Source organism: Chitinophaga sp. 05T412, from assembly GCF_056396465.1.
The window spans coordinates 79,156-92,702 of sequence record NZ_JBFTLN010000007.1 but is presented as its reverse complement, the minus strand read 5'-3'; the positions used below and the strand labels follow the sequence as shown (position 1 = coordinate 92,702).

General features: G+C 44.8%; 10 protein-coding genes. 8 read left to right on the top strand and 2 right to left on the bottom strand.

Going from position 1 to position 13,547, the window contains the following annotated elements:
* Nucleotides 1–220: 220 nt before the first annotated feature.
* Nucleotides 221–970: a DeoR/GlpR family DNA-binding transcription regulator gene (locus tag AC1DFM_RS16860; RefSeq protein WP_477077904.1), complete on the top strand. Its 750-nt coding sequence runs from the start codon at nt 221–223 to the stop codon at nt 968–970.
* Between the two features lie 70 nt (nt 971–1,040).
* A complete protein-coding gene (locus AC1DFM_RS16855; protein WP_477077903.1) occupies nt 1,041–1,694 on the top strand; it encodes a hypothetical protein in 654 nt (217 codons plus the stop codon).
* Between the two features lie 109 nt (nt 1,695–1,803).
* Here the strand turns inward: AC1DFM_RS16855 and AC1DFM_RS16850 are convergent, their stop codons facing one another.
* Complete coding sequence (locus AC1DFM_RS16850) at nt 1,804–3,312, bottom strand: serine hydrolase domain-containing protein (protein ID WP_477077902.1); 1,509 nt, start codon at nt 3,310–3,312, stop codon at nt 1,804–1,806.
* Nucleotides 3,313–3,536: 224 nt separating this feature from the next.
* On the opposite strand from AC1DFM_RS16850, the gene AC1DFM_RS16845 reads away from it, so the two are divergent.
* The 5 genes from AC1DFM_RS16845 (at nt 3,537) to AC1DFM_RS16825 (ending at nt 11,785) form a co-directional block, all read left to right on the top strand.
* Nucleotides 3,537–4,082 carry an RNA polymerase sigma-70 factor gene (locus tag AC1DFM_RS16845; protein ID WP_477077901.1) on the top strand — a complete coding sequence of 182 codons (546 nt, stop codon included), beginning with the start codon at nt 3,537–3,539 and terminating at the stop codon, nt 4,080–4,082.
* Nucleotides 4,083–4,172: 90 nt separating this feature from the next.
* A complete protein-coding gene (locus AC1DFM_RS16840) occupies nt 4,173–5,432 on the top strand; it encodes a FecR family protein (protein WP_477077900.1) in 1,260 nt (419 codons plus the stop codon).
* A gap of 119 nt (nt 5,433–5,551) precedes the next feature.
* The gene (locus AC1DFM_RS16835) at nt 5,552–9,124 is read left to right on the top strand and encodes a SusC/RagA family TonB-linked outer membrane protein (RefSeq protein WP_477077899.1); all 3,573 of its coding nucleotides are present in this window, start codon (nt 5,552–5,554) and stop codon (nt 9,122–9,124) included.
* A 10-nt stretch (nt 9,125–9,134) separates the two neighbouring features.
* Nucleotides 9,135–10,655: a RagB/SusD family nutrient uptake outer membrane protein gene (locus AC1DFM_RS16830; protein WP_477077898.1), complete on the top strand. Its 1,521-nt coding sequence runs from the start codon at nt 9,135–9,137 to the stop codon at nt 10,653–10,655.
* 17 nt (nt 10,656–10,672) lie between these two features.
* Nucleotides 10,673–11,785 (top strand): redoxin domain-containing protein, encoded by a 1,113-nt coding sequence (locus AC1DFM_RS16825; protein WP_477077897.1) that lies wholly within the window; start codon nt 10,673–10,675, stop codon nt 11,783–11,785.
* A 34-nt stretch (nt 11,786–11,819) separates the two neighbouring features.
* Here the strand turns inward: AC1DFM_RS16825 and AC1DFM_RS16820 are convergent, their stop codons facing one another.
* Nucleotides 11,820–12,944: a serine hydrolase domain-containing protein gene (locus tag AC1DFM_RS16820; RefSeq protein WP_477077896.1), complete on the bottom strand. Its 1,125-nt coding sequence runs from the start codon at nt 12,942–12,944 to the stop codon at nt 11,820–11,822.
* 142 nt (nt 12,945–13,086) lie between these two features.
* Between AC1DFM_RS16820 and AC1DFM_RS16815 the strand changes: the two genes are divergently transcribed.
* Complete coding sequence (locus AC1DFM_RS16815) at nt 13,087–13,485, top strand: NUDIX hydrolase (protein ID WP_477077895.1); 399 nt, start codon at nt 13,087–13,089, stop codon at nt 13,483–13,485.
* Nucleotides 13,486–13,547 lie beyond the last annotated feature (62 nt).

The following is a 13,547-nucleotide window of genomic DNA, read 5'->3' as shown; positions in this document are numbered from 1 at the left end:
TAGATTTATCGGGTTGCACAGTTCCTTTCTGTTCTGATATGCTGCAGCTTTATTGCAGGTATTTGCGGTTTATTGCATGAATATAAAGCAGAAATGCGATATTTTGTATTAATAAATGTTTAAACGCGTTTTTATTGTATTTTAAACATGCTAAAACACGCATAATCAGATTGGATTACTTTTTTTTAAATTTGAGCAGTTTTAAAAACACACGCCGCCAATGTTGAAAGATGAACGTCAGGCCTTTATCATGAGGCAGATCAACCTGCATAACAAAGTATTGTCAACAGATATCAGCGCTATGTTGAGCATTTCAGAAGATACCGTTCGGCGCGACCTGAAAGAAATGGCGGAAGAAGGAAAGGTGTTAAAAGTACATGGCGGTGCCATTGGCCGCTCTTTTCATTATCCGTTTAATGCAGATAATACCGTGTATGCGCAGTCGGCCAAGCAACAGATTGCACAAAAAGTGATTAAACTCCTGAAGAATGATATGGTGGTGCTGACCGGCGGAGGTACTACTATGATTGAACTGGCCAAAAGTATCCCTGATAGCCTGCGTGCAACATTTTTCACCATCAGCCCACTCGTGGCGCTGGAACTGGTGGAACACCGCAACCTGACCGTCATCAGCATCGGTGGTCAGCTTTCCCCCAGCTCTCATGTACATATGGGTGCAAGCGTGATCAATCAACTGGCGGATATTAAAGTAGACCTTTGTTTGCTTGGCGCCAACGGCTTCTCCGTTCAGGATGGTATGACCGACTCCGATTGGGAAGTAGTACAGGTGAAAAGAGGCATGATTCGCGCTGCGAAAAAACTGGGGATTATGAGCATCGCAGAAAAACTGAATTCTTCTCAACGCATGAAGGTGTGCGACCTTAACCTGATCAACTACCTCATCACAGAGCTGGAGCCGGATAACCATTTTCTTTCTCCTTACCAGCACCTGGACCTGGAATTACTTTGATAAATTATAGAGGCATACCCCGATCTGGAATTGTTTTGAATAATGTGGTAAGAATATTATTTTGCGCCCCATGCTTTACAGAAAAATCTATCTACCGCTGCTGGCATGCGCAATGTCCGCCTGCAGTAAATCAGACAAAGAAAAGCCGAATGACACCGATCCGGCCGACTTGAATAGTATATCCATTACTATCACAGGAGAGGCTAACCAGAAAATCGAGGCCCGTGGTCAGGATGTGCATGTCGGCTTACTGAACTTCACCAAAACTTCTCTGGAGGGATTTGCTGTGGGTGGCTTGATACCTGATGCCAACGGCAATCTCAAAACTGAAGCTTCCACTGGCTTAATGACGCTGCAGTTGCAGGCAGGCGCTGAACAAGCTGGAGCAGCTACCGGTTCTGTAACACTACGAAATGGAAGCAGCGACGTGGGGTATTCCGGCCAAATGTATTTTCTCTACTACGAGACGGATATTAATGGAAGCAATAGTAAAGCTTATCTGACGCTAACAGAAGTAAAGGATACCGCTAATCTGTTGAAGTTAACAGGACAGTTTAGATACAACGCAGCTTATGGACCCGATACGCAATCCGATGCCTGTGTGATKGACGGTATCCACAATAGTGGCCGTATGCCAATGTACAACCCGGACATTTGTGGTGCTAAAAAAGTGAAGGTAGCGGGTAAATTCACGATCTATCTCGACAAAGTAATGCAGCACTAAATAAATGCTTTCACAATACCATTGATAGCGCTTATCAATATCTGTATGACAGGTGTTGATAAGCGCTATTCGTAAATATAACGGGCTGGTGGAATAAGGCTATGCGCTCTTAATTCGCTATCGACACCGGAAATACTTCATTGATGTGATGCGTATCTTCTTTTATGGATACTTCATTTCCTTTATCGCCGGTTTTAAAGTCAATCAGGTATTTATTAATCTTTGACAGCTGATTAAATTCGATCTCAAATTGGTCGGAAGTTTTCCAGTATCCTCTTAACGCATAAAGATGCCCTGAGCCCGCATCCTGATAAAACTTATAGGCCGCATCAACGCCTAAAGGGTAGGTAATAATTGGTTCACCGGTTTGCTTTAAGCGGAGCGACAAGTTTCCTTTGTTCCATATAATTTCTGCGCTTTGAATCGCTAAACTATTGGTGGGGAAAATAATCTTTTGATTAAACAACGCCTCTTTTTTAGTCGTATGTACAATCGAATTGTCCGCTGCCAGTGCGGCCTGACGTTCTATTTTCTTGAAGCGGCTGAAAGCTGCCGGATCACTATTCAGTTTTTTATCCGGGAAGAGGGCATGGCCAATCAATTCACCAATTCGTTCCTTTTCCTCGTTTTTAAGTCCGCCGGCAGTAACTACCACAATTGCCTGGTGTATAGAGTCGATGTGTAATCGCTGTGTCCCTCTGCCTTCCGCATTGTAGCCGTTATCTTTATCGATCCAAAACCCATAGCCGTAACCGTTACCATTTGGAAATACGGTATTCATCGACTTCGATTTTCTAATCCAGTCTGCAGAAATGATAGTTTTGTTATTCCATTTTCCACCATCCAGTAATAGCTGGCCTATTTTGGCAAGATCAATTGGTTTCAACGCAAGATCTCCCCAGCCATAATTAATACCACGGCTATTCTTCGACCAATAAACGGACGTTATCCCTATATCATTAAAAAGGTGTTTTTTAGCAAAATTTTCAGGAGATAATTTAGTAGCCCGATAAATAATCTCTCCCAGCAAATAATAATTACAGCTACAGTAAGAAAATTGCTGCCCGGGACTGGTTACAAAAGGAATATTGAAAATAAATTGAGGCCAGTTGTTTGACGGAAATAATTTATTGAACAAACTATCTTCATTGGAGAAGCCGCAATCAAACCCCGACTTCATCGTGAGCAGGTCTTTAACAGATAATGTTTCAAAACCTTTACCGGTTAGTTTGATCTCTGGAAAGAAAGATGACACCAACTGCGCTTCACTCTTTATATATCCTTTATCGATGGCAATGCCAATCAGTAGGGAAGTGATTGACTTGGTACACGACGCCAGGTCGTGTCGTAAATCTGCGCGGAAGGGATAAAAATAGGCATCCAGTATGATCTTCTTATTCCGTATAATTAACAGGCTATGAATATTGATTTTATTATCTTTCGCATAAGTAAATATCTCACTCAGTCCTTTTGAAGAAAAGCCTTCCTCTTCCGGTGTGGAAAGAGAAAACAGGTCATGTTGCTGTTTAGGAGGGGTAGTTGTCTGGGAGAACGTCAATGCTGTTTTGAATAACAATAGTAGCAATAGTGTTATCTGCTTATAATAGGGCAAGTGCATAATTGGAATTTATGGATGGATGAAGATAAAGAAAATCGCGGAGCATGACGCATCCACTGCTGCATTCATAGTTCGGTATCCCGCCGCTTTTTACGCTCCTGCACATAGAACTACGCAATCCTTTGATTATCTTGGCGTAAATTTTATCTTTGAAAGGTATCTGTAGGCTAAAAGTTGTATGAGTATTGCAAAACAGTGATTTACATAGTGGGAAAGATTTGATTGTGAGTATAAGCGATGGTGATGTAGCCGCATTCGACCAACTTTTTATGGAGATGTATCCCGCGCTTTGTCTGCTGTCGAACAAGATTGTAAGCGACGAGGCGACCGCTAAAGACATCGTTTCTGAGGTTTTTCTTCAACTATGGAAAACCAGGACCTCCCTGCATGAAATCAAAAGCATCGATGCCTATCTGTATATCGCCACCCGTAATCGTTCCCTAAACTACCTGAAAAAACAAAAGCGGGACGAAAAGAAAGCACAGCAAGCGTACGAAAAGCAACTGAGCGAAAAAACGTATGAAGATATTTTGCAGCATGTTTTTAATGCAGAAGCCATTCGTGTTTTACATGCAGCCATATTAACACTCCCTCCCGAATGCACCAAAGTAGTCCAATTAAATATTGAAGGACTTACCACCAACGAAATTGCGTTGAAACTGGGGATCTCTCCGTCGGCAGTCAGCCATCAAAAAGCCAGAGCCATCAGATTGCTGCGGGAAAAAATTGCTCCCGGCATGGCGCTTCTTAGTCTGTTACTGGCCGATTAATTCATCTCTTTAAAAAAAAATTAAAAAAAAGTGACTGCGGAAGTCAAATCCGGTAGCCGAGCGTTGTCTTATAGTAAATAGAGATTGTCCATGATGAATGACGCCGATATACCGGAGGATGATTTATCTGCATTACTGCGGGCTGCAAAGCTGACGGCTTACGAGAAACTGGATCAGTTGTCGGAGGCGGAACGGCAGGAGTTAGCCACGTGGCTGCAACAAAAATCGCAGCACGGGGATTGGCACACCTGGCTCCAGGAAGGTGACGGTCTTTCTCAGCTGAACGAAGAATACATTGCTTTTAAAGCCGCCGCCGCAAAGGAGCTGGAAGCATTTCACCGGGAGCACCTTTCAGCACCGGAAGTAACGGCGCCTGTCGGCAGGATTCATTGGCTGCGCCGTCCCTGGACCCGCTATGCGGCAGCTGTATTGCTACTGGCGGCAGGTACCTGGTTCTTTTGGCCGGAAAAAAATAAGGTGCAGCGTCCACCACTGGCATCAAAAGAAGTACAACAAATTATGCCGGGGCAGGATGGAGCCATTCTTACATTGGCAGATGGTTCAAAGATCCTGCTGGATTCTGTTGGGAATGGAATTGTAGCCCGGCAGAGTGGCGCTGTATTGTCTGTGAAAAATGGTGAACTCGAATATACAACAGCCGGAAAAACGGCCGGCGAAGAAACGTTTAATACACTGGTGACAACCAAGGGGCGGCAATTTAAAATGCTGCTGCCCGATGGTACCATGGCATGGCTGAATGCAGCCAGCTCCATTCGCTTTCCCACACAGTTTACGAAGGATGTTCGCCGCGTGGAGATCAGCGGGGAGGTATATTTTGAGGCGGCTCCCATGATCACCGCCGGAAAAGTAGTGCCCTTTATTGTGAATGCAGATAACAGGTTTGAAGTAACGGTACTGGGTACACATTTTAACGTGAATGCCTATACGGATGAACCTACGCTGAATACCACGCTGTTGGAAGGTAAAGTGGCGGTAACCATGAAACGGCCGGAAGGAAAGCAGCAAATAATATTGCAGCCCGGCGATCAGGCCAGGCTGACCATGAGCGGTGATATGGTAAAAAATATGGTGGTTAAAGCCGGCGATATCGGAAAGGTGATGGCCTGGAAAAATGGTGTTTTTGATTTTGAAGATGCCAAAATTGATGAGGTGATGCGCCAGTTAAAAAGATGGTATGATATCGATGTTAAATATGAGTCCGGCGTACCTGACATTGAGTTTGTCGGAAAAATGACGCGGGATATTCCCCTGAATGGGTTGTTGATTGCACTGGAAAAATCAAATGTTCATTTTCGTCTCGAGGGCAGAACGCTGATTGTCATGCCCTGATACTATGCCGCTGAAATAAAAAGCCGGAACCGATTGGCCTCGTTTCCGGCGGTATTTTAGTTGATTATAAAAGGTTTCGCAAACCGTTTTTTATTCACAACCAAAACTAGTCACAAGTTATGCAAAAAACTGCTTACGGTGGCCTGTATTTCCCTGCGCGCCGGGGAAGCAGGCTGCGGGCACAAATTTCAAAAGTAATGAGGCTGCTACCTGTATTTCTGATCACGGCCCTGGTTTCCGTGAAGGCGGCTGTTTCTGCCCAATCGGTAACGCTTTCAGGGAAAAATCTTCCACTGAAAAAAGTATTTGCGGTTATCGAAAAGCAAACAGGCTATGTGCTGTTTAGCAATAAAGAATTGCTGGCGGCAGCAAAAACCGTTTCCCTTGCTGTTAAAGATGTTCCTTTAAACAAAGTACTGGACCTGGTATTGAGAGATCAAAACCTGGATTATGTGTTGCAGGGAAAAACAATTATCCTGTCCGGAAAACCTTCGGTGGCTCCTGCCTCCACAGCGGTGGCGCCGGCGCCTGTGAAAGTGATCACTGGCCGGGTTACCGACATGCAGGGCACTCCATTGCCCGGTGTGACCATCCAGGTGAAAGAAACTCAAAAGGGAATCGCAACGGCGGCGGATGGTAGTTTTTCGGTGAGTGTTAGTGAAGGCAATACACTTCGCTTCTCTTATGTAGGCTATACCTCCCGTGAAATTACGGTGACCGCAGACATGCTCAAAGAAGGACAACCGGCATTAACGGTAAAGTTGACGCAGGCTTCTACCAAACTCGATGAAGTAGCAGTGACGGTAGTTAATACCGGGTATCAGTCTATCTCCCGCGAAAGGATGACGGGCGCTTATTCTTCTGTGCAAACAAAGCGACTCGAAGGTAAATTGCAACCCAGCCTGTTGACCATGCTGGAAGGGCAGGCAGCCGGTGTAGCGGTTACCAAAGAGGGTAAAGTAGAAGTGCGCGGCAGATCTACCTTCCTGGCCAATGGTGATCCATTGGTAGTGATTGACGGATTTCCGGCACCCGGTGGACTGGAATCAGTGAACGTGGACAATATTGAAACCCTCACGGTGCTGAAAGATGCGGTAGCTGCCTCTATTTATGGCGCCCGTTCTTCCAACGGTGTAATTGTGATCACCACCAAAACACCTAAAACCGGAAAGATGCAGGTAGGCTATAAGGGTAGTATGGGAGTAACACTTCGTCCAAAATTATCTTACCTCCACAAAGCGAGTGCGGCAGACTATGTAGATGCCGAAATAGACTACTACAACAGCGATGCAGCCAGTATTCTGGAGGATTATGAAACTAATTCAGCTTACGGCCGTGTTACGCAGCTAATGATCATGAAGGACCAGGGACTCATGTCCGAAGCGGAGGTGAATAAAGAACTCGACCAGCTGAGAAAAAATAACACCCAGGATCAGCTGGAAAAATATTTATACCGCAGAAGTTTAACACAACAACATAATCTTTCTATTTCCGCTGGATCAGACAAATTCTCTACCAATGCGGCTATTCGTTACATCACCACACAGGGTAACATGAAAGGTGTTGACAACAATCGACTGATTCTGGATCTCAAAAACGATTGGAAACCAGTGAAGCGCGTTACCTTTAAAATGTTCTCCAACATCAACTTTTACAATAGTAAAACACCGATGGATGTTGCCGACATGCTTGATTTTACCAGCTGGAAAACCATGAAGCCTTATTATAACCTGGTGGACCAATCAGGGAACCCACAGAACCTCCCTGTTGGAAGACCGGATCTGCTGGAGCGCTATGCCAACTACGGCCGCCTTAAATCGATGGAATACAACCCGCTGAACGACCTGGGATTGAACACTTCCCGGAATCAGACCTTTCAGGCGAGATTGGGCGGTAGTCTGGCCGTAGACATCGCGGACGGATTAAGCGCCGAAGTAGGTGGTTCCTGGACCCGCGGGAGTGGTTTGCTGCGCGCCCTGCGTGACGCCAACTCTTTCTATGTGCGGTCACTGTATAACGCTGCTTCTTCTATCTCCAGCCCAGGTAAACATTACCTGCCGGAAGGCGCTATATTAAATGAAACTCGTAGCCAGAGCGAGGCCTACACATTCAGAGCACAGGCAAACTATAATAAAACCTTTAATCGCATTCACCGTATTTCATTGATTGCAGGTAGTGAAGTAAATAAAGACCTGGTCGATAACAACGTGGTGCCCGGCAAAGTGGGTTATAATGATCAGGCAGGCACTTTTGCACCATTCAATTACCAGGATTTCAATACCAATGCTTATGCAGCAGATTTCCTGTTCCCGGCTGGTGCAAAGATTATTAACTATGGTTCCTACTCACTGCGTGATAACCGTTTCTTCTCTGTATATGCCAACGGTTCCTATGAATATGATAATCGCTTTATTCTGAGTGGTAGCGCGCGAATTGACCAGGGCAACCTGTTCGGTACCAATCCTAAATACAGGTATAAACCCAATTGGTCTGTTGGTGGAACGTATAAACTGGGCCAGGAGAAATTCTTTCATGTGCCTTGGATAGATAAACTGGATATACGTGGTTCCTATGGTATCAACGGAAATATTTCTTTTACACAAGGACCGTTTTTATTGGTAACACCTGCGCAGTACTCTGCAACCACAGGAGGAATTCCTTATTCCATCGCTTCTCTGCCAGATAATAATCTGCGTTGGGAACGTACTATCATCTCCAATATAGGAACTGATGTGCGTTTGCTGAATGGAAGACTGAATGTATCCATCGATTATTATAATAAACTGAGTAAAGATCTGCTGGCGCCTGATTTTATTGATCCTACTTATGGAAGACCAATGATTACCCGAAATGCAGGTTCCGCAAAGAATACCGGTATTGAGCTGTCTTTGGAATCAGATGTGGTAAAGGCCGACAAATTCGGTTGGAATATCCTCTTCAATGGTAGTTATAATAAGAGCAAGGTATTACAGTTCAATTACGACTATCCAAGTCCTAACTTCCTCACCTTCGCCTTTTCCAACACTATTCTGGGAAGTAATGCCGGCGGTGCGGTATTAAGAAGCGGCTATCCGTTGGATGCGATTTTCAGCTATCAGTTTGCTGGATTGGATGATACTGGTACACCACAATATTATTCTGAATCAGGAAAGAAAATATATGGAAACGACCTGGCGGTGAAAGACATGGTGTATACCGGAACGGCCAGACCTAAATTTATATTGAGTTTAACCAACACGTTCACCTATCAACGCTTTGATCTCTCCTTTATGGTGATCGGGCAAATGGGTGGCGTATTCCGCAGGGATACTTATAACGGAGATAACCTGGATCATAAAGACGCTGTCCTGCGCTGGCGCAAACCAGGGGATGAGAACAGTACCATTTATCCGAAGCTCGCTGCTTTTAACTCAGACAAATATTTTTTCCCGTATACGTCTATGATGATTCAGAAAGCAGATTTTCTGAAACTCCGGGATCTTACATTGGCCTACCGGCTCAACAATAAAATATGGGGGAATACGGGCCTGAACAATGCAAGAATTTATTTCCAGGGTCGCAATTTGTTGATGGTAACAGCGAACAACGTAGGCATAGATCCCGAAACACTAGAGCAGGTGACGAGCTTCCCGGTGTTAAGGGGACTTCCTATGAGACCCGAGTTCTACATCGGATTTTCAGTAAATCTCTAATCTAATTATTATGATCAATCAAAAATATATTATACTCGTTGCAGCTGCTTTACTGGCAAGCTCCTGTAAACGATACCTCGACGTAAAGCCCAAAGGGAAACTGATTCCATCTACCGTAGCAGATTATGATCACCTGATGGATAATACCAGCACCGTAGATCTCAACTTTCTGGATGGTAATAAAGGATCGATATTGGCTACCCTGGGTGATAATCTTGAAATAACAGAAGGACAAGGCAAAGTAGGATTTGTACTCAACAGTCATCCGAACGTGGAGCGTTACTACGCGCATATCTTCCGTCAGCCTTACAAAAATCCTAATACGGATGATCAATTCTGGAGTTCAGGTTCAGCTGGAATTTATCCGCAGATATCGTATTTCAACAACATCATTGAAGGGATTAGGGGTATTGGCCAGAAAACAGCGGAGGATGAGACATTTGGTAAAGCCACGGTGGCACAGGCAATAGTGGCAAGGGCATGGTGTTTCTTCAATGCTAACATGATATACGGACCGGTATACAAACCCGGTACGGCCAATGCCACCAAAACCATCCCTTATGTAGTGGCTGGTGATGTAAACATGCCCATTCCTGAATTATCTACCACCGCAGAAGTAGCTACCCGCGTACTTCGCGACCTGCATGAAGCATTACCGGATCTGCCGGTAAGAGCTACCTGGCCTTCCCGCGCCGGTAAGGCCACTGGTCATGCCATGCTGGCTTATTATCATCTCTTTACCCATCAGTATGATAGTGTAGTATATTATGCTAACCTGGCCTGGACAGCTGCTGGCAACCCGGCAGCCGTGTTATACGATTACAATAAAATCAAACTGGCAGATCCTTCCAAACCACTTACTTCGTTGTTGGTGAGCTCCCAGGATGGCTTCATTAACCTGGTAAATAGCCGGGAAATGTTGTTTTACCGGGCCACCGACAGAGATGCCGGCGTAGCGGCTTCGCTGTCTTATCCTTCTGCGGAGTTACTGGCATTGTATGACCGGACCAATGATCTCCGGTTCAGTTTATTCTTCCTCAATGCACCTGGCTACAAAACAAACCTGGGTGGTGGCTTTGATGATGGTATGCGCATCAGCACTTACCGCTTCCGGAAAACAAAAATGACGGACGGCTTCTCCTGGCCGGAAGTATTGCTCATGCGTGCAGAGGGATACGCCAGGACGAATAAACTGGAGCTGGCCATTGCCGATCTGAATACACTGCGCCAATACCGCTTTAAACCCGGTACGCCGCAGCTGACAGCAGGTACCCAGGATGAAGTGATGCAACAAGTGCTGGAAGAAAGAAGACGGGAGCTGCCAGTGGGCGGTTTCAAAAGATTCCTGGACCTGAAACGCTTTGCATTGGAAAATGGTAAGCCCTGGTCTAAATCACAGATTACGCATAAAGTAGGTAGTCAGACTTACACCGCTACCATCGATTCAAAAGATTTTATTGTGCCCATCAGTAATGTGGTGCTACGGTATAATCCTCAATGGGGTATTCCACTCGAAACCCGTTCCTATTAACCGTTTAATGTATGCCGATGCAAAAAATATTTTCAGTTTTACTAATGATGGGATGTTCCGCCGGTGTGATGGCCCAATCAAAGCTGGTGATTAAAGGAACTGTAAAAGGGGATCTGGAAGGATATAATAAGATGTATGTGTTGGAAGAAGGAAAGAAGAAGGATTCTGTTGAAATAAAAGATGGCCGGTTCACTATCAATCTTCCCTGGGTAAAAAATGCGGCTCCTCAGCTTCGTACGGAGTATGAAATGCGGCAGAAACCCATTCCTTCGCCGCTGTTCGTAGTTGCGGAAGGTCCGGGTACTATTTATGTAGATGTAGCGGATATCACCAAAGGGACTCGCTCGGCAAAGATCCGTGGAAGTCGTTCAGCGATTGCGTTTCAGGAATTTGAAGCAGGGAGGGAAAAGGTGAGAATAGAAATGACGAATGCCATAAATGAACGTTTCCCGGATAAATCTGGTCGCGATTCAGCCAGAGGCGCCGCTTTCCAGGAATTGGTGCAAACACGGATGATCCCTTATGTCTGTAATTTTATAGAAACCCATGCAGATAACTATGTCGGTACGTTTATCCTTGGCCGTTATCAAGCGATAATACCACCAGCAGACCTGGAAAGGCTGTATAATAAACTGAGCCCAATTCAAAAACGTTCTGATTTTGCTAAGGAAGTTGTGGCCCGTTTGGGAGGTATAAAAAATGAGACAACAGGTTTTGAGGTAGCAAATTTTACATTGAATACGCCGGAAGATCAACCGCTTAATCTCCATAGTTTTCGGGGGAAGTATGTGTTGATTGATTTCTGGTCGAGCTGGTGCGGCCCCTGCAAAGCCTCCTTCCCACACATGAAGGAGCTATATAAAAAGTACCGCAGCGATAAATTTGAGGTGCTCGGCATTTCCATCGACCAGGATAAAAACGCGTGGTTGAATGAATTGAAAAAACAGCAGCTGCCCTGGCCACAGGTGTTGGATACTAAAAAGGTGTCCGTGAACAACTTCGCTGTAACGGCTGTTCCCACTGCTTATCTGATTAGTCCGGATGGAAAAATAGTGATGAAGCAAATAGGATTTGGGGAAGCTGGTGATGGAGACATAGAGAAAAAGCTAAAAGAGTTATTTGGCATATAAAACAAAAAAGCGCACTACGGTGCGCTTTTTTTGTTTATAACAGCTTTGAAAGAAGTTCATTTTTTAAATCAGCTAATCTGTCCTGGCCACTGCTGTCGTTTACCAATAGGATAATGGCGGCATCATTATCCGGATAAAGGTAGCACAGCGCTGTAAAACCGCATCCATCCCTGCCAGTATGCATAATAAAAGGAACCCCATTGTCTTCTTTATCTAACATCCAGCTTAACCCGATATGCATGCCATCCGGCTTTGTAAAAGTAATGTTATGACTGAGGGCAAGCGCCGCGTTTTTGTTGTGGAGATTAGCCATTGCATATTTTAGCATATCTGCTGGTGTTGAAAACATGGAAGGAGACGCCCGGAAGCCATTATCAGGAATAAAAGCTAATACTTTGCCGTCCGCATCATGGCCGGGAAGCAATTGTTTTTCTTCCGTTGCCGATAGCATGGGCGTGGTGTTGGTGATGCCGAGTTGTTTCTTCAGAAATGACGTCACCAGTTGCTGATAAGGCATATGATATACCCGCTGTAATATCGCGATAAGCACCATCATGCCGTTTCCATTGTAACGATATTTCGTGCCGGGAATGGTATCCAATGTAAACTGATGCATATCCCGGAATAAACTATCCACCGTATAAACGCTGTAAAAATGCCGGAATGCCAGCGGTTTCAAATTGGTTACACTGTCAAGATATTTATCGTCATATGTTCTGGACATGCCCGGTAAGGCAGACGTATGGTTGGCCAGATCCACCACCCGAACCGGATGCCCCTGGTATTGTAAATTAGGATAGCTACCTGGTAAATATTTCCGGATATCATCCGTGAGTTGCAGTTTTTTGTCAAGTACCGCCTGTGCCAGCATCATGCCGACAAATGTTTTGGCGATGGAACCCAGACCATAGATCCGGCCGCCTTCACTAACTGCACCCGCTCCACGATGAAAAGTATATTGATGCGGCAGCCCATTTTTAATGATACCAATGGATAAATCAAAGGTGGCCGGAGATTGCATATAATGTGCTGCCGCCTGCTGCACGGCGCTATCCAGCGGGGTTTTCAGCGGGTTATTACTTTTAATAACGGATGCCTGCCCATAGCAGTAGGTTGATAGAAAAAGGAGTGCCGTGAGAATTTTTAACGGTGTCTTCATCTGTAACGATATAAAGCTTGAGACAATAAGCTACATAAAACATTGTTTTTTTCAAAGCGGCTCTTTCAGAAGATAAAAATAATTGCCAATACATTTCTCATAACGCGTTAATTTTGACGCTACCATTGCTTAAATAAATTATATGAAAGTCATCGATAAACTCGCCTGGATAGAAATAGAAAACAAGGCGATATTATCTACCAAATCTTTTGGTAAACAAAAATATTATATCCCTGGTGGCAAAAGGGAAGAGAATGAAAATGATCAACAGGCGCTGTGCCGCGAAGTGCTGGAAGAGTTGACTGTTGAGCTGGACGTGCCATCCATAAAGTTTGTGGGCATATTCGAAGCGCAGGCAGACGGCCATCCGGAAGGCGTGTATGTAAGAATGACCTGCTACAGCGCCAGTTATAAAGGGGTATTAAAAGAAAGTGCAGAAATAGAAAATTTCAGCTGGTTAAAGTATGCCGACAAAGACAAGGTTTCTGAAGTGGATAAGTTAATATTTGATTTTTTAAAGGAACAAGACCTGATCGACTAGTAACCAATCAAAAGGGGCTGTCAGAGCTTGATTAACATGCTTTCCGCACCTTGTCTTTAAAT

Coding starts and splice junctions, on each gene's coding strand:
- AC1DFM_RS16860 (WP_477077904.1), top strand. CDS start 221: ATGTTGAAAGATGAACGTCAGGCCTTTATCATGAGGCAGATCAACCTG.
- AC1DFM_RS16850 (WP_477077902.1), bottom strand. CDS start 3,312: ATGCACTTGCCCTATTATAAGCAGATAACACTATTGCTACTATTGTTA.
- AC1DFM_RS16840 (WP_477077900.1), top strand. CDS start 4,173: ATGATGAATGACGCCGATATACCGGAGGATGATTTATCTGCATTACTG.
- AC1DFM_RS16835 (WP_477077899.1), top strand. CDS start 5,552: ATGCAAAAAACTGCTTACGGTGGCCTGTATTTCCCTGCGCGCCGGGGA.
- AC1DFM_RS16830 (WP_477077898.1), top strand. CDS start 9,135: ATGATCAATCAAAAATATATTATACTCGTTGCAGCTGCTTTACTGGCA.
- AC1DFM_RS16825 (WP_477077897.1), top strand. CDS start 10,673: ATGCAAAAAATATTTTCAGTTTTACTAATGATGGGATGTTCCGCCGGT.
- AC1DFM_RS16820 (WP_477077896.1), bottom strand. CDS start 12,944: ATGAAGACACCGTTAAAAATTCTCACGGCACTCCTTTTTCTATCAACC.
- AC1DFM_RS16815 (WP_477077895.1), top strand. CDS start 13,087: ATGAAAGTCATCGATAAACTCGCCTGGATAGAAATAGAAAACAAGGCG.